Annotated in this window: 17 protein-coding genes; 6 read left to right on the plus strand and 11 right to left on the minus strand. The window is 72.1% G+C overall.

The genetic code is table 11. The features are described 5' to 3' along the window. Nucleotides 1–31: 31 nt before the first annotated feature. Nucleotides 32–751 carry a demethylmenaquinone methyltransferase gene (locus tag ACQBAT_RS12410; protein WP_420747716.1) on the minus strand — a complete coding sequence of 240 codons (720 nt, stop codon included), beginning with the start codon at nucleotides 749–751 and terminating at the stop codon, nucleotides 32–34. A gap of 38 nt (nucleotides 752–789) precedes the next feature. Here ACQBAT_RS12410 and ACQBAT_RS12415 point away from each other — a divergent pair, with 38 nt between their 5' ends. Continuing rightward, complete coding sequence (locus ACQBAT_RS12415; protein ID WP_420747715.1) at nucleotides 790–2,130, plus strand: isochorismate synthase; 1,341 nt, start codon at nucleotides 790–792, stop codon at nucleotides 2,128–2,130. 71 nt (nucleotides 2,131–2,201) lie between these two features. Here the strand turns inward: ACQBAT_RS12415 and ACQBAT_RS12420 are convergent, their stop codons facing one another. After that, the gene (locus ACQBAT_RS12420) at nucleotides 2,202–2,699 is read right to left on the minus strand and encodes a GNAT family N-acetyltransferase (RefSeq protein ID WP_420747714.1); all 498 of its coding nucleotides are present in this window, start codon (nucleotides 2,697–2,699) and stop codon (nucleotides 2,202–2,204) included. A gap of 3 nt (nucleotides 2,700–2,702) precedes the next feature. After that, complete coding sequence (locus tag ACQBAT_RS12425) at nucleotides 2,703–3,923, minus strand: MFS transporter (RefSeq protein ID WP_420747713.1); 1,221 nt, start codon at nucleotides 3,921–3,923, stop codon at nucleotides 2,703–2,705. Between the two features lie 193 nt (nucleotides 3,924–4,116). Between ACQBAT_RS12425 and ACQBAT_RS12430 the strand changes: the two genes are divergently transcribed. After that, nucleotides 4,117–5,454: a GNAT family N-acetyltransferase gene (locus tag ACQBAT_RS12430; protein ID WP_420747712.1), complete on the plus strand. Its 1,338-nt coding sequence runs from the start codon at nucleotides 4,117–4,119 to the stop codon at nucleotides 5,452–5,454. Between the two features lie 15 nt (nucleotides 5,455–5,469). On the opposite strand, the gene ACQBAT_RS12435 is transcribed toward ACQBAT_RS12430, so the two are convergent. Together ACQBAT_RS12435 and menD are read right to left on the minus strand one after the other, a co-directional pair. Further along, nucleotides 5,470–5,679: a hypothetical protein gene (locus tag ACQBAT_RS12435; RefSeq protein WP_420747711.1), complete on the minus strand. Its 210-nt coding sequence runs from the start codon at nucleotides 5,677–5,679 to the stop codon at nucleotides 5,470–5,472. A 169-nt stretch (nucleotides 5,680–5,848) separates the two neighbouring features. Further along, nucleotides 5,849–7,627, minus strand: a complete 1,779-nt coding sequence (gene menD / locus ACQBAT_RS12440; protein WP_420747710.1) for a 2-succinyl-5-enolpyruvyl-6-hydroxy-3-cyclohexene-1-carboxylic-acid synthase — start codon at nucleotides 7,625–7,627, stop codon at nucleotides 5,849–5,851. 57 nt (nucleotides 7,628–7,684) lie between these two features. Between menD and ACQBAT_RS12445 the strand changes: the two genes are divergently transcribed. After that, nucleotides 7,685–9,184 (plus strand): gluconokinase, encoded by a 1,500-nt coding sequence (locus tag ACQBAT_RS12445; protein WP_420747709.1) that lies wholly within the window; start codon nucleotides 7,685–7,687, stop codon nucleotides 9,182–9,184. Further along, nucleotides 9,181–11,502 (plus strand): helicase-associated domain-containing protein, encoded by a 2,322-nt coding sequence (locus ACQBAT_RS12450; protein WP_420747708.1) that lies wholly within the window; start codon nucleotides 9,181–9,183, stop codon nucleotides 11,500–11,502. Before ACQBAT_RS12445 ends, ACQBAT_RS12450 begins: the two co-directional genes overlap by 4 nt. 33 nt (nucleotides 11,503–11,535) lie before the next feature. On the opposite strand, the gene ACQBAT_RS12455 is transcribed toward ACQBAT_RS12450, so the two are convergent. From ACQBAT_RS12455 to ACQBAT_RS12475, 5 genes are all read right to left on the minus strand, one after another. After that, nucleotides 11,536–12,513: an aminoglycoside phosphotransferase family protein gene (locus ACQBAT_RS12455; protein WP_420747707.1), complete on the minus strand. Its 978-nt coding sequence runs from the start codon at nucleotides 12,511–12,513 to the stop codon at nucleotides 11,536–11,538. An 11-nt stretch (nucleotides 12,514–12,524) separates the two neighbouring features. Further along, on the minus strand, nucleotides 12,525–13,178 hold the full coding sequence (locus ACQBAT_RS12460; protein ID WP_420747706.1) for a hypothetical protein: 654 nt from the start codon (nucleotides 13,176–13,178) through the stop codon (nucleotides 12,525–12,527). Between the two features lie 181 nt (nucleotides 13,179–13,359). Further along, a complete protein-coding gene (locus ACQBAT_RS12465) occupies nucleotides 13,360–15,336 on the minus strand; it encodes a M13 family metallopeptidase (protein ID WP_420747705.1) in 1,977 nt (658 codons plus the stop codon). Between the two features lie 91 nt (nucleotides 15,337–15,427). Then, nucleotides 15,428–16,171 carry a GPP34 family phosphoprotein gene (locus tag ACQBAT_RS12470; RefSeq protein ID WP_420747704.1) on the minus strand — a complete coding sequence of 248 codons (744 nt, stop codon included), beginning with the start codon at nucleotides 16,169–16,171 and terminating at the stop codon, nucleotides 15,428–15,430. 312 nt (nucleotides 16,172–16,483) lie between these two features. Next, nucleotides 16,484–17,470 (minus strand): lysylphosphatidylglycerol synthase domain-containing protein, encoded by a 987-nt coding sequence (locus tag ACQBAT_RS12475; RefSeq protein ID WP_420747703.1) that lies wholly within the window; start codon nucleotides 17,468–17,470, stop codon nucleotides 16,484–16,486. A gap of 140 nt (nucleotides 17,471–17,610) precedes the next feature. Here ACQBAT_RS12475 and ACQBAT_RS12480 point away from each other — a divergent pair, with 140 nt between their 5' ends. Beyond that, a complete protein-coding gene (locus ACQBAT_RS12480; RefSeq protein ID WP_420747702.1) occupies nucleotides 17,611–18,477 on the plus strand; it encodes a SurA N-terminal domain-containing protein in 867 nt (288 codons plus the stop codon). Between the two features lie 82 nt (nucleotides 18,478–18,559). Here the strand turns inward: ACQBAT_RS12480 and ACQBAT_RS12485 are convergent, their stop codons facing one another. After that, nucleotides 18,560–19,501, minus strand: a complete 942-nt coding sequence (locus ACQBAT_RS12485) for a hydroxymethylglutaryl-CoA lyase (RefSeq protein ID WP_420747701.1) — start codon at nucleotides 19,499–19,501, stop codon at nucleotides 18,560–18,562. A gap of 54 nt (nucleotides 19,502–19,555) precedes the next feature. Here ACQBAT_RS12485 and ACQBAT_RS12490 point away from each other — a divergent pair, with 54 nt between their 5' ends. After that, complete coding sequence (locus ACQBAT_RS12490; protein ID WP_420747700.1) at nucleotides 19,556–21,289, plus strand: DNA repair helicase XPB; 1,734 nt, start codon at nucleotides 19,556–19,558, stop codon at nucleotides 21,287–21,289. The last annotated feature ends 7 nt before the right edge of the window (nucleotides 21,290–21,296 follow it).

Consider the following 21,296-nt stretch of genomic DNA (forward strand, 5'->3'; position numbering starts at 1 on the left):
GATTAGCACACTGGTGACTGTTGAAAACGGGTCAGCGCCGCTCACCGGGCCCCGCCGGCGCGACCGCGTGGTGCAGGGCCACGATCCCACCGGTGAGATTGCGCCAGCGCACCTCGCTCCACCCCGCCGCACGAACCTGCTCGGCCAGCTCCCGCTGCTCGGGCCAGGCCCGGATCGACTCGGTGAGGTACTCATAGCTCTCCGGGTTCGAGCTGGTCCGCCGCGCCACCGCGGGAAGCACGTTGAGCGCCACCTTGTCGTAGAGCGTGGAGAAGACCGGCACCGTCGGCGTCGAGAACTCGGCGATGAGCAACCGGCCGCCCGGACGGCATACCCGGAGGAACTCGCGAAGAGCGAGATCGACGTCCTTGACGTTGCGCAGCCCAAAGCTCATCGTGACCACGTCGAAGGAGGCGTCAGCGAAGGGCAGCGCCATCGCGTCCGCGGCGGTGAACGGCAGGTCCGGACGACGCCGATAGCCCTCCTGCAGCATTCCGAGCGAGAAGTCGGCAGGGACGACCTGCACGCCGCGGTCGGCATACGGGACCGAGGAGACACCCGTGCCGGCGGCGATGTCCAGCACCCGCTCCCCCGGCTGCGCGTCCACCACGCCGGTGGCGACGCGGCGCCACCACGCGTCCAACCCGCCGGTGAGCACCGTGTTGGTGACGTCATACCGGCGCGCGACGCCATCGAACATGTCGACGACCTCGTGCGGTTGCTTGTCGAGGTGGGCGCGGCTGGGGTTCATGGCGACCATCCTCGCACCACGGCATACAGTTGGCCCCCGTGTCCCCCCTCCCCCGAGCCGTCCCGGGCCAGCTGCCCCGGCTGCGCACCCGCACGCTCGCGGTCGACGTCACCGGTGACCTGCTGGCCCGCGTGCCGGACGAGGCGGACCCGCGCGAGGTGGTCGCCTGGCTGCGCGAGGGGGACGGCCTGGTCGGGTGGGGCGTCGCCGCCACCATCGAGACCTCCGGGGAGGATCGCTTCGCCGCCGCGGAGGAATGGTGGGGACACCTGCGCGCGATGACCGAGGTCGAGGACGAGGTGCGCCTGCCCGGAACGGGGCTGGTGGCCTTCGGCTCCTTCGCCTTCGACCGCGGGTCGCAGGACTCCAGCGTGCTCATCGTCCCGCGCGTGCTGATCGGGCGCCGGGACGGACTGGCCTGGGTCACCCAGGTGGTCGCCGACGGGGAGCCGTGGCCGCCCGGGCATCCGGTGGAACTGCTCGGCCACAGCAACCCGCTGCTCGGCACCCTCGACCCCCTCGTCGAGCGCCCCGGCACCGTGTCCCCCGAGGACTGGCCCGCCGTGATCGCGCGCGGGATCGACCGGATCGGGTCCGGCGAGGTCGACAAGGTCGTCCTGGCCCGCGACGTCGAGGTCCGGCACCGGGAGGGCGAGGTGGTCCGCATCGCTCCGGTCCTCGAGCGCCTGGAGAAGAGGTATGCCGCAACCTGGACGTTCGCGGTGGCCGGCCTGGTGGGCGCCACCCCGGAGATGCTGGTCCGGTTGCAGGGTGGCCGCGCGCGCTCCCGGGTGCTGGCAGGCACCATCCGCCGCAACAACGGGATGCCGCTGCCGTCCGAGCCGACCACCGGCGCCGCCGACCCCCGGCTGCACCTGGTGAGCAGCGTCAAAGACCTGGAAGAGCACACGTATGCCGTGGCCTCCGTCGCCGACGCCCTCGCCCCGCACTGCGCCGACCTGCACGTTCCCTCCACGCCCTATGTGCTCGAACTGCCGGACGTCTATCACCTGGCGACCGACCTGACCGGCACGATGGTCAGCGGGGCCACCTCGCTGCGCCTCGCCGCGGCCCTGCACCCGTCAGCGGCGGTCTGTGGCACACCGACGGCAGACGCTTTCCGGGTGATCACCGAACTCGAGGGGATGGACCGGGGACGCTATGCCGGGCCCGTGGGGTGGATGGACGGCTCCGGCGACGGCGACTGGGGCATCGCGCTGCGCTGCGGCGAGCTCGCCCAGGACCGGCGCTCGATGCGGATCTTCGCCGGTGGCGGCATCGTCGCGGCCAGCGACCCCGACGCCGAGCTCGCCGAGACCGAGGTCAAGCTCAGCGCCATGCGCCACGCCCTCGGCCTCGACCCCACAACCGGGCCCTAGCCCGACCGGGGACCCCATTTCTCGTCACGGGGGACCCGGTATGCCCCAGAGATCAGCACTCGTCCATCCGATCAGAGCTCGATCCAGTACCGACGCTTGTCCGGTCCACCCTCGGCCGGCCGGACGTCCTCGAGCATTCCCCCGCATCGCTCGATGGTGCGCGCCGAGGCGACATTGCCCTCATCACAGGTGACCAACGCCCGTTCCACGCCCAGCGCCGCCAGCCGCGCCAGCGACTCGCGCAGGATGGCCGTCGCATAGCCGCGGCGGCGGAACTGGGGAGCAACGGCATACCCGACATGGCCGCCCACCTCGAGCAAGAACGGGGTGAGGCGGTGCCGGATCGAGACCCGTCCGACCGGAACCCCGTCCACCTCGGCCACGAGATAGTCCGCCGGGACCCGGCCCTCGGGCAGGTCGATGCCCCGCGACTCGCGGTCGATCTGTTCGAGGATATGCGGCCATGGGCCGTCGGCGAGCAGGAAGGTGAAGCTCTCAGCGGCCAGCTGCTCGTGCATCCGACGCAGCGCAGCCTCGTCGGCCATCGTCGGCGGGCGCAGCGAGAGCATGCTTCAGCGTAGCCGCGAGCGCATCACCGGAGACAGCAGCACCATCATCCCCAGGAACCCCACCACCAGGAACAGCGCGCGGTCCAGCCCGACCAACTCCGCGAGCAGACCGATCGTCGGCGCACCGAACAGGAAGGCGCCGTAGGCGATGGTCGAGACGATCGTGATCGCGCGGTTGCCGCGCCCCGGCACCTCGCCGGCCGCCGACATCGCTGCGGGGAAGACCGTCGAGACACCCAGACCCCACAGCAGACCACCGACCAGGGCGAGCGCCAGCGAGGGCACCAGCACCACGATCAGGATGCCAGCCATCGCCAGCACCCCGCCTGTCCGGACGACCACGTGCCGTCCGAAGCGGTCGATCGCCGGCCCGCCGATGAGCCGGCCGATCGTCATCGTCAGGTTGAAGGCGGTGAGGGTGAGCGCACCGAAGTACTCGGGCGCCTCGTGCACATCGACCAGCAGCAGCGCCAGCCAGTCATTCGCCGATCCCTCGGCGAGCGCCGCCGACAGACAGACCAGGCCGATCAGGATCTCCAGCCGGGTCACTCCGCGACGAGGCGCCGACGACGCCGCCTCCTCCCCCGCGGACGGCGTCGCCAACACGACGGCCTCGCCCTCGTCGGGCGAGGTCACGGCGTGGTCCTCGGGGACGAAGCGCTGGGTGGCCACCACTCCCACCACCGCGGTGAGCGCCGCCAGGATCGGCAGCTGGACCAGCCCGTAGCCCAGCGCCGCGAAGGCGGCACCCATGGCGGCGCCGAGCACCGCGCCGGCCGAGAAGGCTGCGTGGAAGTAGGTCATCCACGACCGCGTGCGGTGCCGCTCGACGTGGGTGGCTTGGATGTTCATCGTGACGTCCCAGATGCCGACGTGGACACCGGTGAAGATCAGGATCGCCAGCAGCATCGGCACCGACGGAGCCAGCGAGACCAATCCCCAGCCCAGACACCCCAGGATCACCGTCACCGTGACCACGGCGCGGCTGCCGAAGCGGTCGACCAGCCGGCCGCTGAACGGCATCGCGATCAGTGACCCCGCGCCCATCCCCATCAACGCCATCCCGAGTTGGGCGGGGCTCGCGTCGAGGTGGTCGCGGATCGCCGGCACCCGGGCGAGCGACTGGCCCATCACGAAGCCGGCGGCGGCGAAGACGGCCAGCACGGCAGGGACACTGCCGGGCAGGCCGCGAGCAGTGGTGCGCGGGGAAGGGGTGGTGGTCACAGGCGTCCTTGAGGTATGGCGCAACGCACGTCGAGCGGGCGCGCTCCGGTGCGATGCAGGTCGGGTGGGCCAGGGAGCCCGGGAGGAGGCGTGGGCTGCTGCCCCGCGGGGCTGCCCCGTCCACGGAACGGTGCGAACACCGTCGTCAAAAACACCTGGCAGGACAAGCCTAGGGCGCGAGATGCTGTGCTGCGTGACCGACGAGAACACACCAGCGACCACCGCCGAGACCGACGAGCACGCCCCTCGCCTGATCGACCTCACCCCCGCGGACCTGCCCCGCATCAAGGAGCTGGAGGACACCGTCTGGTTCGAGGTGCAGCCCGGCGGCACCCCCGAGGATCTGGCCGACGATCTCGACTTCCGCCACGCACGCGCGGCCGAGCGCCCCGGCGAGACGCTGCCCGGCGAGCCCGAGGGCCACCGTCCGCTGGTCGGGATCTACAGCGCCTTCGACATGACGATCACCGCCCCCGGCCCCGAGGGCACCCGCACCGTGCTGCCGATGGACGGTCTGACCTGGGTCGGGGTCCACCCCGACGCCCGCCGCAAGGGTCTGCTCAGCCGCATGATGCGCGACCACCTGCACCGCGTCCATGACCGCGGTGAGGCCGCGATCGCCGGCCTGCACGCGAGCGAGGCGGGGATCTACGGGCGCTTCGGCTACGGCTGCGCGAGCCTGGACGTCAAGCTCGAGCTGGGGCGCGGCACCGAGCTCACGGCTCCGGACTGGCTGTCCGAGCAGGCCGACGGCGTGGCCACGCACGTCGTCACGCTGCCGACCCCCGAGGGCATGGCGGCCCTGCACGAGGCCCACGTCTCCTGCACCGCAGCGACGCTCGGCGCCTGCACGCGCCCGGACAACAAGCGCGAGGTCTGGTACCGCGACTTCCCGAAGTCCCGCGGCTCCAAGGAGCCTCGCCGCCTGATGCTCGCGCGCCGGGACGGGCAGACGACGGGCTATGCCGTCTTCCGCCGGGACAGCAAGTGGGAGGAGGCCGCTCCGCAGGGTGAGGTCTCGGTGGCAGAGCTCGGCGCGGTCGACCTGCCCTCGCTGCTCGCGCTGGCCCGCCGCCTCCTCGACCTCGACCTCACCAGCAAGGTCACCTTCTGGTCCCGCTCGCTGGATGACCCGCTGCTGTGGTGGGCGGGCGGCCCCCGCGCCGCCGCGCCGCGAGTCTACGACTCGATGTGGATCCGGCTGGTCGACCTGCCCCGGGCCCTGACCGACCGTGGGTATGCCGCGTCCTGCGACCTGGTGCTCGAGGTCACCGATGACCTGTGCGCGTGGAACTCCGGCCGCTGGCGGTTCACCGTGGACGACTCCGGCACCGCGAGCTGCGAGCGCACCGATGACGACGCCGACCTCGAACTGCCCGTCGCCGCGCTCGGCGCCGCGTACCTGGGCGGTCGCTCGCTGGCCTCGCTCGTGCCCACCCTCGTCGGCCGGGAGCTGCGCTCCGGTGCTGTCCGCGAGTTGTCACGTGCTTTCCGCGCCGACGTCGACCCCCGCGGAGCGATCGGCTTCTGATGCGGGCGCGCCACCTCAGCCGCCGCCGTAGTCACCCCGCTTGACGGCCTCGACCAGCTCCCGGATCCGCGGGCCGGGGTCGACGCCTGGGTCCAGCACCTCCTTGTGGATCACTGTGCGGCGGAAGGGCTTGGCCTTGGGCACGACCCGCTCGCGCAGGATGCCGACCTTGTAGGCCTCCCGCCGGTCCAGCCACCAGAAGTACGCCATGGCGAAGGGCACCACGAGCAGCATCTCGAACCCCCGGTCATGTCGTAGTCGTCCCGCAGCGGCGCACCACGCTTGACCGCCCGGACGCGATACCGCCGCCCCTCGTGCTCGACATCGATGTGCCGCACCCGCGGGGTCTTCTTCTGCTTCCCGTTCGTGGGGTTCTCGTTCTGAGGCCTCCCGTTCATGGGCGTTCCGTTCGTGGGCTCCCCGCCCGGAGCCGGTCGCGCAGACTCCGGTGCCCGGACCGGTCGACGCGCACCTCGATGGCCCGTATGCCGGTGCTCCCCTCCGCGAGCAGCTCACCCAGGTGCGCGAGGGAGTGGGCGAGATCGTGCTGGATCCGGTATCCACGGCATACGGAGGCCAGGTCGGTGCCGTGCGGCGTGCCGAACAGCCGCTCGGTGGCGGCCGCTGAGGCCTCGTCGGCGGAGCGGGCGGGCTCGCCGTACTCGAGGGTGGAGAAGATGCCGCCCCCGTCGTCGTTGACGACCACGATGGTCAGGTCGGGGCGGGGCTCGGTGGGCCCGATCAGCAGGCCGTTGATGTCATGCAGGAAGGTGAGGTCGCCCATCAGCGCGATCGTGCGCTGGCGGGTCGAGGCTTCCTCCTCGTCGATCGCAGCACCACCCCCGTAGCCCGCCAGCGCGATGCCGACGGCGGTGGAGACCGTGCCGTCGATGCCGGCCAGCCCCCGGTTGGCGAGCACGACCGGGCTGCCGACCTGCTGCACCGCACCGAGCCCGATGGCCAGGTCACGGGGCGCGTTGGAGGACCCCAGCACCAGGATGTCGTCATCGCCGAGCGCCGCTGCGACAGTGGCCGCCACCGCGATGCCGGTCGGCTGCTGGAGCACCGCCTCCCGGACCCGTTCGCCCCAGGCCTGCCCGGCCTCGATCCACCGCTGCGCCCAGCCCTGGTCGGCCGTGGCCGACACGACGCTGAGGTGACCGATGCCGTGCACCTCGTGGACGACGTGCGAGGGGTCGGTCCAGCTCGGTTGGGCGCTGATGTGCTCCACCACGACGCCAGGGCGACGGAGCAGCCGGCCGAACTCGCGGAACAGGGTCAGCCGACCCACCACGACCACCTGCTCCGGAGCCAGCTCGTCCAGCGTGGCCTCGTCACCCGCGACGAGGACACCGTGCGGCACGATCGTGCGCCCGTGCGGCAGCCGCCCGAAGGGCTCCGCGAGCACCGGGTAGCCGTTGGCCTGCGCCCACTGCAGCGCGCGGTCGTGCAGCTGCGGTGTGCCGAGGTCGCCGAGCAGCACCACTGTTCGGCCCCGCGCGCGCTGGTCGGACTCGTCGGGGCGCACCCGCTGCGCCCGTACTCGCGTCCACGGCCCGCCGTCGGGGCGACCGTGCAGCTTCGGCGGATGCTGATCGCCGGACAGCTCGGGCGCGAGCGGATCGCGGAAAGCCACGTTGAGGTGCACCGGCCCGCTCCGGACCCAGCCGTCAGCGGAGGTGCGGTCGAGGGCGGCGGCGAGCACACGGCATACGGACGAGCGCCAGTGGGCGCAGGTGGCGGCGGAGACCGACTCGGGCGCCGGGAGGTCCGCCTCAGAGCGCAACGCCCCGGCGAAGATGCCAGGTTGCACCGTGGTCTGGTTGGCGCCCGTCCCGCGCAACTCGGCGGGCCGGTCGGCCGACAGCACCACCAGAGGGATGGCGCTGTGGTGCGCCTCGAGGACGGCAGGGTGCAGGTTGGCCACCGCCGTGCCCGACGTAGTGACCACCACGACCGGCTCCCCCGAGGCTCGCGCCAGCCCCAGGGCCAGGAAGCCCGCCGAGCGCTCATCCACCCGCACGTGCAACCGCAACCGACCCGCTCGGTCCGCCTCCTCCAGCGCATAGGCCAGCGGCGCCGAGCGCGACCCCGGCGCCAGCACCGCCTCGCGCACACCCCCGCGCACCAACTCGTCGACGAGGACGGTGGCGAGCGCGGTCGAAGGGAACACGAGCCTGATCCTGTCACGGGAGACCGACACACCTTCGGGCCGTAGACTTGCGGCTCTATGGCTGCCGATTTCGAGATCGAGCTCAAAGACGCCGTCCCCCCGTTGGTCCTGGCGCTCGACGTAGGGTCCACCGCCAGCCGCGGCATGGTCTACGACGCGCACGGGCGGCCCGTCGGCAAGCGGGCGAAGGTCTCCCACTCCTTCACCGCCGCCGGGGACGGCACCTCCGAGATCGACCCCGACCAGATCGTCGAGGAGGTCGAGACCCTCATCGACAAGCTCACGGCCGCGCTGGAGGACCAACCGGTGGCCGGGGTCGCGCTAGACACCTTCGCCTCCTCCTTGCTCGTGCTCGACGCCGACGGCGCCCCCCTCACGCCGTGCTTCACCTACGCCGACTCCCGCTGCGCCCGCCAGGTGATCGAGCTGCGCGAGGAGCTCTCCGAGGAGGCGCTGCAGCAGCGGACCGGCACGCGGGTGCACAACAGCTACTGGCCGGCGCGGCTGCGCTGGCTCGCCCAGGACCGCCCCGAGGTGATGGAGCGGGCCGATCGCTTCCTGTCGATGGGCGACTACATCCTGCTCAAGCTGACCGGGACCCTCGCGACCGGGACCTCCACCGCCGCCTGGACCGGCCTGCTCGATCGGCACACCGCCGATTGGTATGCCGAACTCGTCGAGATCGCGGGGATCAGCACCGACCAGCTCCCACCGATCCGCCACCTCGACCAGCCCTTGGAGATCGCGCCCAAGCGGGCCGCCAAACTGGCCAAGAGGTGGCCGGTCCTTGCGGATGCGAAGTGGTTCGCCCCGGTCACCGACGGCCTGGCCGCCAATGTCGGCGTCGGGGCGGTCGACGAGACCACGATGGGCGCCTCCTGCTCGACCTCCGGCGCGCTGCGGGTGCTCGTCCGCGAGATGCCCGAGGAACTGCCGCCGGGCCTGTGGTGCTACCGCGTCTCCCACGACCGGGCGCTGCTCGGTGGGGCGCTCAACGACGTCGGCCGCGCGCTGTCCTGGGCCGAGGTCACCCTGGCCGTGGACCAGCTCGAGGAGGACGAGCTCTCCGAGGCGCTGACCGAGGAGCCGCACGAGACGACGCCCTTGGTGCTGCCCTTCTTCACCGGTGAGCGCAGCACCGGCTGGGCCTCCGACGCCCGGGCCGTGATGGTGGGGGTGGGGGCCGGTTCGGCGCCGGTCGAGGTCTATCGCGGGGTCGTGGAAGGCATCGCCCTGGCCTACGCGCGGATCGCTCGGGAACTGCGCCAGGTGGTGCCGCAGCCGGAGAAGCTCTACGTCGGCGGTGGCGTCGCGACCGGTCGCCCCGAGCTGCTGCAGGTGATGGCGGATGCGATGCGCACGGTGGTCACCCCGGTGACGATCAAGCGCTCCACCCTGCACGGCACGGCCCTGCTGGCGCTGGAGACCGTGGCGCCGGGTGTGCGCCGGGCCAAGCCGGAGCGCGGGTCGGCCCTGTCCCCGGACTATCGGCGCCGCCCCTATTACACCGAGCGGTTCCAACGCTTCGAGCGGGTCTACGAAGCGCTCTTCACGTGAGCGGTCGGACTCAGTCCGACGGCGCGGGCCGGTCCGCTGGTCGCGGGTCTGCCGCTGCTGCGAGCGAGGCGCGCGCTGCGGCAGCGCCCCGCTCGCTCGCCGACGACCTGCGTGCCCGCGACGACGACGCTCTGGGCGCCCTCCTGCAGGCCCGGCCCGACCTCGCCCGCCCTACCCCTGCCGATGTGACGACCTTGGCCGCCCGCGCGACCACCCGGGCGAGCATCCACCGAGCCCTGGAGTCGCTCGACCTCGGCCACCTGCAGGCGCTGGAAGCCGTCGTCGTCGCCGCCCCCGCTGCCATGGCGGACGTGGCCGCACTGCTGGACAGCACCACTGAGGCCGTCACCCAGCTCTGCGACCGATTGGTCGACCTCGCCCTGTGCTGGCGCGCGCCCGAGGGTCTGCGGCCGGCACGACCCGTCGCCGACATCGTGGGAGATCCCGCCGGGCTTGCGCCCGCGGCCAGCACCCCCGACCTGCTCAGCACCAACGACCCAAGACTCACCACCAGGCTGCAGGGGCTCACCTCGACCCAGCGCCAGCTGCTCGACGCCCTGACCTGGGGACCGGCCACCGGCACGGTGTCGGCGACGGGCAGCGGCCCGATGTCCGGTGCCGCCTCCGAGCTGGTCCATCTAGGTCTGCTCGACCGACTCGACGACGAGCACGTCCAGCTTCCACGCCGCGTCGCCCTCGCCCTGCGCGGCGGACGCCTGCACCGCCACCCCGCCACCGACCCGCCCGAGCTGGAGCAGGAGAGTCAGACCCGCGAACTCGACTCCCTCGACGCCACCGCCGGCGGTCGCGCCGCCGAGCTCATCGTCCTGGCCACCGAGGTCCTCGACCTGTGGGGCGACCGCCCGCCCCGCGTCCTGCGCACCGGCGGCCTGGGCGTCCGGGATCTCGCTCGGCTCGCCGCCCACCTGGAGATCAGCACCGACGAGGCGGCCTGGCTCCTCGAGACCATGCTGGCGGCCGGCCTGATCGCCGCTGACGACAGCCACCGAGGCAGCGATGAGTCCAGCTGGCTGCCCACCCACGCTGCCGACGACTGGCTCACCGACGAGCCGGGCGAGCGGTGGCGCCGCCTGGCCGAGGCCTGGTGGACGATGTCCGCCGCCCCCGCCCTGGTCGGCCAGGCCGACTCATCGGGGCGGACCAACGTGCTGAGCCAGCACACGTCATACCCCCTGGGCCGGGTCCGCCGGCAGGACACGCTAGCCGCACTCGCGCACCTGCCCAGCGGTCGAGCGCCGACCGTGGACGGCCTGACCGCCCTGATGCGGTGGCGGCAACCGCTGCGCACCGCGACCACCACCCAGGACCACGGCGTCGGCCCCGACACCGCGCTGCGCGAGGCCACCTGGGCGGGGGTCGTCGCGCAGGGCGCGCTCACCGGCCCCGGGCGCGAACTCATCAACGGCGACGCCCAGGGCGCAGCAGAGCTGATGCAGCCGCTCGTCCCGCCGCCCGTGGACCACGTCCTGCTCCAGGCCGACCTCACCGCCATCGCCCCCGGGCGCCTGGATGGACCCGTCCGCACCCTCATGCACCTGGTCAGCGACCTCGAGTCACGGGGTGGGGCGACGGTGCACCGGTTCACCGAGACCAGCGTGCGCCGCGCGCTCGACCTGGGCTGGACCGCAGAGCGGGTGCTCAGCGAGCTCGCCGCGGCCTCCCGGACCGGGGTACCGCAACCGCTGGACTACCTCGTGCGCGACGTCGCCCGCCGCCACGGGCAGGCGCGCGTGGGTGCGTGCGCCGCCTACCTGCGCTCGGAGGACCCTGCGCTGCTCGACCGGGTCGAGCGCGACCGCGCGCTGGGGATGCTGCAGTGGCGCCGGATCGCGCCGACCGTGCTCGTGTCGCCGGTCCCGGCGGCCACCGTGATCGACCTGCTGCGCGAGGAGCAGTACGGCCCGGTCGTCGAGGGCGGAGACGGCGGTGTGGAGCTCGCCGTCCCCGTCCGGCGGACCACCGGCCGCCGGCTCAGCCCGGTCCAGGTCAGCGGGGTGGATGAGGTCGTCGCCCGGCAGGTGGTGGCGCTGCTGCGTCGCGGCGAGGGCGCCCGTTCGACCGAGCCGGACGAAGGCGACGTCCAGACCGACCCGGTGGTGATCGCGGCGACCCTGCGTGAGGCCGTCACCTCCGGTGCCGCCCTGTGGGTGGGGTATGCCGATGACGCAGGCGGCGTGGCCACCCACCTCGTGCGGCCGGTCACCGTGGAGGCCGGGCGGGTGCGGGCGACCGTGGGCGAGGGCGATGTGGTCCGCAGCTACCTGCTGCACCGGATCACGCGGGTTCGCCTGGCCTGAGGGCTGCGCGCGGCCGCCGTCTGCGGGCGGCCCTCACCCCGCGTCGGTGAAAGCCTTGGCCAGCGCGATCATCCGCCCGCGGAACTCGTCCGAGAAGGGCGCGTAGTCAGCCGCCCACACGGCGTTGAGCACCAGCCGTACCAGGGTCCAGGCCTGCACCCGGTCGGGATCGAGCCCGGCAGCCTCGGCCACCAGGTCCGCGCGCAGACGGGCATGCGTGCGCAGCGAGGACGCCCGGGAGGTCTCGTCGGCGCGGTTCCAGACGATAGGGGCCACGGCATACGCCCACTCCCCCGACACCGGCTTGGGGTCGATCGCCACCCACGCACCCGCGCGCCTTCCCTCCCGCGGTTCCCCTTGGTCCGCCAGCGGGGCAAGCACGTTGAGGTCGTGCAGGTCCTCGTGCACGAGCCGCGGTTCGGGAGCGGAGGCGAGCAGATCGGCCAGGGTGCCGGCGGCCTGCTCGGTCAGCCGCCGAGGCACGAGCGGCGTGCCCCTGGCCAGCTGATCCGCCCACCGCACCGCCTTGTCGGCGACCAGATCACACTGCGGGAGCGCGGGCCGGTCCAGCAGGAGCATCAGGCCCCCGATCTCTTCGCACGCCTCGAGGATGGGTATGCCGCTGAGCTCCCGTTCCGCATCCAGCCGCTCCAGCAGCAGGGTCCAGCGGGCCGGGTCGGCCGCGAGGAGCTCGACTGCTCCACGCCCGCCCCAGGCGCGCAGGGCGAGGTGCTCGTGCCGTGCTTCGGCGTGCGGCCAGGTCAGCTTGAGGGCTGCCTGGGCAGCGCGCACGGGGCCGCGAGGAGACCGGCCCACCACCGGCAGCACCAGCGCGCACTCACCGTGGCGCGCCTCGCCGTCTGGTCGCAGCTCCCAGCGGTCGAGAGCGTGCTCGATCAGGGCAGGCAGCTCATCGAGCCACTCCTGACCGGTCGGACCCCTCAAACCCCGCTGGTCGGCGGCGCTGGCGCCGACGGGATCGGCAGGACGGTCGGCGAGCAGGTGGCGCAAGGAGGTGGGGATCAGCGCTCGGACCCCTGGCTCGGCTCGTTCGCCGAGTCACCGGCGAGACGGGGCAGGTCCGGGTTCGGCCGGGCGGTCTCATCCTCGTGGCTGCCGAGCAGGTCAAGGACGACCTGGGCGACCATCCGCTCGTGCCCGTCCTCGCGCAACATCGCCAGGGCCCGCTTGACCTGGGGTCGTGACGCATCCAGCCAGGCCGACAGCGCCTCGACATGGGGCGTGGCAGCCTCCGCCGCATCCCGCATCGCCGCCTGGACACGAGGGTCGTCGGCGACCGGCGTCCGACGAGCGGCAGCCAGCCGTTCCTCGAGGGCGACCAGCTGGCGTACGTGCAGTAACCAGGCGTCATGGGGTAAGGCGTCGAAAGGCCACGGGTGGAGGTCGTCGCTCACCCCAGCCTCCACCACTGCCAGACGGAGGTCGCTCAGGAAGGAACCGATGATCGCCAGCAATGTCTCCGGGCGCGAGTAGGAGCGGCCGACGCGATACCCCATCGGCAGCACCAACAGGTCATCGAGGGAGCCGCTCAGCCGCACCACCACGCCGGACGCCCGATCGTCCGGCGTCGGCGCGGCCGAGTGACCTTCCAGGGTCAACTGGGTCGGTGCCCCCGGCAGGTCGCCCTCCAGCGGGAAGGAATACGAGACTGGCACGAGTCCACCCTACGACCGACCACAGAGAGACCCGGCTTGTCGCGACCGGGATCTGGACTGTCGCGACCGGGCACCCGGCTTGCCCGGAGGGGCTGCCCGGGCCACGCGTCCGGTCGAGCAGCTGAGCGACATCCAGCGCGTCCGGTTGGCCTCACGGCCGACATCCAGCGCGTCCGGTGGGTCAGAAGACGCGGACCCGATCCTCGGGGGCCAGCCACAGTGCATCACCCTCGGCGGTCTCGAAGGCCTCGTGGAAGGCGTCCACATTGCGGACCGTGTTGGCGCGCAGGTCGGCCGGGGCGTGCGGGTCGATGGCCAGCAGTCGACGCGCCTCCTCCTCGCGGGCCAGGGTGCGCCATACGGACGCCCACCCCAGGAAGAAGCGCTGGTCACCGGTCCAACCGTCCAGCTCGGGGGCATCCCCATCGGTCGCGATCGTGTAGGCCAGGTGGGCCAGCTCCAGACCGCAGAGGTCACCGATGTTCTCGCCGACGGTCAACCCGCCGTTGACGGTCACCGCGCCACCGGGGATGTCCCGCGGGGAGAGGGTGTCGAACTGCTCGATCAGCGCCTGCGAGCGCGCGTCGAAGCGCTCCCGGTCCTCGGCGGTCCACCAGTCGGTCAGCGAGCCGTCGCCGGCATAGCGCGACCCCTGGTCATCGAACCCGTGCCCGATCTCGTGCGCGATCACCGCACCGATCCCGCCGTAGTTGACCGCGTCGTCGGCCTCCACGTCGAAGAACGGCGGCTGCAGGATAGCCGCGGGGAAGACGATCTCGTTGAGCATCGGGTGGTAGTAGGCGTTCACGGTCTGCGGCGTCATCAACCACTCGTTACGGTCGATCTCACCACCGAGCTTGGCCAGCTCACGGTGGGTCTCGAAGGCGGCGCCGCGACGCACGTTGCCGACGAGGTCGCCCGCGTCCAGCTCGTATGCCGTGTAGTCGCGGAAGGTGGGCGGGTGGCCGATCTTGGGGCGGAAGGCGGCCAACTTCTCCAACGCCTTCTCCCGGGTGGCCGGGCTCATCCACTCCAGTTCCCCGATCCGCTGCCGGAAGGCCTCGGTGACATGGGCGACCAGCTCGATCATCCGCTCACGCGCTGCCGGCGGGAAGTGCGCCTCGACGTAGAGCTGACCGGCGGCCTCGCCCAGCAGCGACTCGACCAGGCCGACGCCGCGCTTCCACCGCTCCTTGATGGAGGGGGTGCCGGACAGCGCCCGACCGTGGAAGTCGAAGTGGGCGCCGACGAGGTCTTCGGTCAGGTAGGGCGCCAGCCCGTCCAGGACCCGCACGACCAGCCACGCCTGCCAGTCCTGCACCGGCACCTCGGTGAGCGCCTTCCCCACGGCAGTCAGCACATCGGGCTGCCGGGCGACCACGTGGTCGAGGGCGCCGTCGGGGGCACCCAGGCCTGCGGCATACGCGGGCCAGTCCCAGCCGGGCGTCTGCTCGGCGAGCTCGTCCAGCGACAGGCGGGTGTAGGACTTCACCGCGTCGCGGGTCGCGACCCGGTCCCAGTGCGCGTCGGCGATCCGCTCCTCCAGCGCGTAGACCCGGTCCACGGCGTCGGCGCCCAGGTCCAGTCCGGCCTCGGCGAGCGCGGGACCCGCCAGCTCGAGCAGACGGCCGAGGTAGGTCCGGTAGGCCTCGCGGGCACCGGCGTGCTCCTCGGCGGTGTAGTAGTCCTCGTCGGGCAGGCCGATGCCGCCCTGGTGCAGGTAGACGATGTAGTCCTCGGGGTTGCCCGCGTCGGCGGTGATCCACGGCTGGACCAGCCCGGCCAGACCCTCGCGCTGCAGGTGGCCGGAGACGCGCACGACATCGCTGGGCGAGTCGACGCCCGCCACCTCGCGCAGCGGCTCGACGAGCGGCTCGGTGCCGAGCTCGTCGACGCGGTCGGTGTCCATGAAGCTGGCATAGAGCGCGCCCACCTTGCCGGCCGGGGTGTCGAGCGCGGGCTGCTCCTCGGCGGCGCCCTCGATCAGCTCGCGGACCGCGGTCTCGGCGTTCTCGCGAAGGATGTCGAAGGAGCCGTAGCGCGAGCGGTCGTCCGGGATGGTGGCGGTGCTCAGCCAGGCGCCGTTGGTGTGGACGAAGAGGTCGTCCTGCGGTCGGACGTCGGTGTCCAGGTGGGTGCGGTCGATACCGGAATGCATGAGGACACCGTATGTCGTGTGCCTCATCCCGCCGTGCGGCCGGGTCGTCCCGTATGCCGTGTGCCTCACCTTCCCGTGCGGGCGGGTCGGCTCAGGGCAGGTCCTCCAGGATCTTGCCGACCGCCCGGATCGGCAGGGAGGCGAGCTTGATCATGTTGCCGACCAGCTCGAGCAGCTCCAGGGCGTCGCCGATGCCGGACAGCACGTCGCCAGCACCGTCGGCCAGGCCCAGCCCGATCGCCGATCCCTCCCCCGCTTTGGCGTCCTGCTCCAGGGTGGTGGGGAAGTAGTGCGCGTCGGTGCGCAACTGGGTCGTGATGGTGGCGGCCCGGGATGCCATCTCCAGGCTGTCCCGCTCCGGGAAGAGCCGCCCCAGCAGGTCCATCTCGTAGACCATCGCCACCAGCAGGGCGGTGTGCCGATCCGGCCGCATCCGCACGCCCAGCGCCTCGGCCAGCCGGGCACGGACCGCGGCCTCGGGGTGGTGGTCGCGCGGCAGGTGGCGACGGCGCAGCAGGTGGCCCCGCCGCAGCACCCCCTTGCTGCGCAGGCGGCTCAGCAGCTGCGGCAGTTCGCGACTGCCCGGCTCCATCGCGGTGACCAAGGACCCGTCGACGATCTCCTTGGCCACCCGGTCGAGCACCGGGTCGCCGTCGGTGGTGCCGGACAGGCCTTGCACGAGATTGCCGTCATCGTCGAAGGAGACGGTGCGGCGCGCGAGCAGCTCGACGACGAGCGCCACCCGCACCGAGCGGCGGACCGCGCGCTTGGGCAGCAGCCAGGTCCCCTTCTCGTCATCGAGCAGCAGCAGGATCAGTTCTTCCCCCAACAACATGCCCGCCATCGTAGGTGAGCGCCCCCAAACGGAGCCAGCCAAGGTCGCGCGGGGATCCAGCCAAGGTCGCTGGGGACTCCAGACCAGGCCGCTGGGGACTCCGGACAAGGTCGCGCGGGGATCCAGCCAAGGTCGCTGGGAGCCAGACAAGGTTACTCACGCAATGTCATGGATATTGCGTTGCATCTCGTGAGCAACCTTGTCTGGCCCAATGCGACGGCCGCGGGAGGGACGCTCGGTCATCGATCTCTGGCTGGGCTGAGGCGATGGCCGCGGGCTCTGGGCTGAGGGCGATGCTGGGAGGACGCTCGGTTATCGATCCCTGGCCGTGGTGCGGGCGGCCAGCAGCACCAGGCCCGCGGTGGCGAGGTCGGCCACGGTGAGCAGCACGCGCGAGAGCAGCACCACGACGAGCAGGCCGCCGCGGTCGAGGACGGAGATCAGCGCGAGCGCCAGCATGCCCTCGCGCGCGCCCACGCCTGCGGGCAGGAAGATCAGCACGAAGCCGACGATCCACGCGAGCGCGTAACCGCCGATGGCCAACCGGAGAAGCGGCATACCGGGCATGGCGCCGACCGCGAGGGCGAGGGTGAAGACCTGCAGGCCGATCGCGATCCAGGACAGCAGCGACCACCAGGCTGCGCGGAGCACGGCGCCCCAGCCGATGCGTTCGGTGACCGGCTCCTGACGGGTGAGGCGCAGAAGGCCGACGAGGATCCGGTTGAGCACCGCGGGGACCAGGAACAGCAGGCCGAGCGGCAGCAGCCAGACCAGCCAACGATGCTCGGCGAGAGGCGTGCCGGGGGCGCCGGGGAGGGTGAGCAGGACGAGCAGTCCACCGACGGCCGCGGAGATGAGGACCGCGACGAGCATCGTGCCCACGGTGCGGCGGCGGGCGATGCCGCGGTCGCTGCCGAGCTCGGCGGAGGCGACGAGATTCCAGACGCCGCCGGGAAGGTACTTGCCGACCTGGCCGACCAGGTAGACGACGCCCGCGTCACGCAGGCCCAGTGGCGCTCCGAAGCCGGCGCTGACCGCCCGCCAGGACAGGGCGGCGAGGCAGACGTTGAGCGCGGAGAGCAGGAGCGCGAGCAGCAGTTGGGGCCAGGAGATCTGCCGGACCGCCAGGCTCACGGCGTCCCACTCGAGGATGACGGCGAGCACCGCGGCAGCGACGGCCGCGATCACGAACCCGCGCCGCACCCAGGGGGCCCGCAGCACCGCGACCAGGCGCTCGGTCCAGGAGCGGCTGGTGGACCCGCCCGACGCGGGGACCGGGGAGGGCGGGGCGGTACTCATGGTGCGCCGAGCGTAGCGGTGCGCCGGGCGACATCATGGAGGTGCGCCGATCCGGGGCCGCGCCGACCGACAGCGCGCCTTGGAGGTGGCTGGGCGCCCGCTGGTCGCCATACCCAGGTTGGATACCTAGCGTGCACCGAATGCGAACGACCACGCGCACCTCCGGCCTCGGCGCCTTCGTGCTTGCCGCCACCCTCGTCCTGGGCGGTTGCTCCGAGGACCAGAGCCCCTCCGACGACACCACCGCAACGACCGCCCCGGCTGACGCGGACTCCGGCAACGGCACCGACGACACCAACGCCACCCAAGCCCCGGCCGGCGACGACGCTGGGGCGACGGCGACGGTGCCCGCGCCGGATGCCTCCGCCAGCACCCTGGACCCGGAGTCGATCCCGGACCCGGTGGCCGAGGTGGACGGTGAGTCGATCGACCGCGAGAGCTTCCTCACCGCCTATGCCGAGCAGCAGGCCGTGGCTGAGCAGCAGGCCCAGATGGGCGGTGCTGCGGTCGACGAGGAGGAGCTCAAGCAGGCCGTCCTGGACCTGCTCATCGACGGTGAACTACTGCAGCAGGAGGGTGAGCGCCTGGGGCTGGAGGCGACCGATGAGGAGATCGACGCCGAGCTGACCAGCATCGCCGAGGAGAACGGCATCAGTTCCACCGAGGAGCTGCTGGCGCTGCTCGAGGAGCAGGGCATCGATGAGGAGCAGGCCCGGGAGGAGATCGCCCGCATCGTGCTGGTCGACAAGGTGCTCGAGGAGCGCGGCGGGGTGGAGTCCCCGAGCGAGCAGGAGTTGCGGGACTACTACGAGGAGATGACTGGCCAGAGCGCCGACGACGCCGCGGCCACAAGCGAGGCCGGCGAGGGCGGCGAGGCCGCGATGCCCTCCTTCGAGGAGCTGCGCGAGCCGCTGGAGGACCAGTTGGTGCAGGAGAAGCAGACCGCCGCCCTGGATGAGCTGCTGACCGAGCTGCGGGAGCAGGCGGAGGTCACCTCGCATCTGTGAGGTGAGGACCCATCACACCTGAACCGGCCCGCCGATCGCCTGCTGATCGACGGGCCGGTTCGTGGTGTCGTGGAGCCTGCCTTCAGTCCGAGCCGGCGAGCGCCCGGACCACCCGCGAGGGCGCTGGGCGGCCGAGCTGCTCCGCCATCCAGGTGCTCGTCGACACCAGGGCGTCCAGATCGACGCCATGCTGCAGGCCGAGGCCATCCAAGGCCCAGACGAGGTCCTCGGTGGCCAGGTTGCCGGTCGCGGACCTGGCGTAGGGACAGCCCCCCAGGCCGCCGGTGGAGGCGTCGACCACCCGCACTCCGCGGCGCAGCGCGGTGACCGTGTTGGACAGCGCCTGGCCGTAGGTGTCGTGGAAGTGCACCGCGGTCTGGTCCGGCCCGATCCCGGCGTCATCGAGCGCGTCGAGCAGCCGCAGCACGTGCCCAGGCGTCCCCACCCCGATCGTGTCCCCGAGCGAGAGCTGGTCGCACCCCAGGTCCATCAGCCGCTGACAGACGTCCACCACCTGCTCCACCGGCACAGGCCCCTCCCACGGGTCGCCGAAGCACATCGAGACGTAGGCGCGTACCCAGGCCCCTGAGTCCAGCGCGCGCGTGACCACCGGGGCGAACATCTCGACCGACTCGGCGATCGAGCGGTTGAGGTTCCTGCGGGCGAAGGTCTCGGTGGCGCTGCCGAAGATCGCGATCGCGCTGACGCCGCGCTCCACCGCACGGTCCAGGCCGCGCTCGTTGGGCACCAGCACCGGGCGGTGCTGGCCCAGCGCGGCTGACCCCAGGAGCTCCAGCAACTCCTCGGCATCACCGAGCTGGGGCACCCACTTCTGCGGGACGAAGCTGGTCAGCTCGACCGTCTCCAGGCCGGCCGCCAGCAGCCGCCGGACGAACTCGGCCTTCACCTCGACCGGCACCACCGTTTGCTCGTTCTGCAATCCGTCCCGGGGACCGACCTCATAGATGGTCACCCGGTCCGGCAGGTCCGGCATCGGCTCCGTCATCGGCAGCGCGCGCGTCATGGGGATCACCGTAACGTCCGGAATGTCGGGGGCGGCACGTACCGTTGTCCCACGATGAACGGCCCCCTGATCGTCCAGTCCGACAAGACCCTCCTGCTGGAGGTCGACCACCCCGACGCCGAGGCGGCGCGGCGCGACATCGCGCCCTTCGCCGAGCTGGAGCGTGCCCCCGAGCACATCCACACCTACCGGGTCACCCCGCTGGGGCTGTGGAACGCGCGCGCCGCCGGGCATGACGCGGAGCAGGTGGTGCACGCGCTGATCACGCACAGCCGCTACCCGGTGCCGCAGGCGCTGCTGGTCGACGTCGCCGAGACGATGGACCGCTACGGCCGGTTGACGCTGCTCAAGGAACCGGTCGACGACCAGACCGACCCCGAGTCCGGTATGCCGCTCACCCGCCTCGTCCTGCGCACGACCGACCGCGCGGTGCTGGCTGAGGTGCTGCGGCACAAGAAGATCAAGCCCCTCGTCGGCGAGCGGCTGGACGACGACACGGTCGTCGTGCACGCCTCCGAGCGCGGCCACCTCAAGCAGGAGCTGCTCAAGGTCGGCTGGCCGGCCGAGGACCTGGCGGGCTATGTCGACGGCGAGGCGCACGCGATCGACCTCGACACCGAGGCCAGGGAGGCGACGGACGACACGCCGGCGCATGCCGCCTGGGAGCTGCGGCCCTATCAGCAGCAGGCGGTGGACGGCTTCTGGGACGGCGGATCGGGCGTCGTGGTGCTGCCCTGCGGCGCCGGCAAGACCCTTGTCGGCGCCGGGGCCATGGCCCGCTCGCAGACGACCACGCTCATCCTGGTCACCAACACGGTCAGCGCCCGCCAGTGGCGGGAGGAGCTGCTGCGCCGCACCACCCTGACCGAGGATGAGATCGGCGAGTATTCCGGCTCCCGCAAGGAGGTCCGCCCCGTCACCATCGCGACCTACCAGGTGCTGACCACGAAGCGGAAGGGCATCTACCCCCACCTCGACCTGCTCGACGCCCGGGACTGGGGCCTGATCCTCTACGACGAGGTCCACCTGCTCCCGGCCCCGATCTTCCGGATGACCGCCGACCTGCAGGCCCGCCGCCGACTCGGCCTGACCGCGACCCTGGTCCGCGAGGACGGCCGCGAGTCCGACGTCTTCTCCCTCATCGGCCCCAAGCGCTACGACGCGCCGTGGAAGGACATCGAGGCCCAGGGCTGGATCGCCCCCGCCGACTGCGTCGAGGTCCGGGTCACGCTGCCCGAGTCGATGCGGATGGCGTATGCCGTGGCCGAGCCCGAGGAGCGCTACCGGTTCGCCGCCTGCGCCCCCGCCAAGGACACGGTCGTGGACCAGCTGGTGACACGGCATACGGGCGAGCAGACGCTGGTGATCGGCCAGTATCTGGACCAGCTCGAGCATCTGGCCGACCGCCTGGACGCCCCGCTGATCACCGGCGAGACGACCGTGCCCCAGCGCCAGGAGCTGTTCCGGCAGTTCCGTGAGGGCGAGATCAGCCTGCTCGTGGTGAGCAAGGTCGCCAACTTCTCCATCGACCTGCCCGAGGCCTCGGTCGCGATCCAGGTGAGCGGCACCTTCGGCTCCCGGCAGGAGGAGGCCCAACGGCTCGGGCGCGTGCTGCGACCCAAGGGGGACGGTCGGACCGCTCACTTCTACACGGTCGTCGCCCGGGACACGGTCGACGCCGAGTTCGCCGCGCACCGGCAGCGCTTCCTGGCCGAGCAGGGCTACGCCTACCGGATCATCGACGCCGAGGAGGTGGACAGTCTCGACGCGCCGCCGCGCCAGCAGTGAGGTTGGC

It is taken from the genome of Ornithinimicrobium pulveris (assembly GCF_050261105.1).
Taxonomy (GTDB): Bacteria; Actinomycetota; Actinomycetes; order Actinomycetales; family Dermatophilaceae; genus Ornithinicoccus.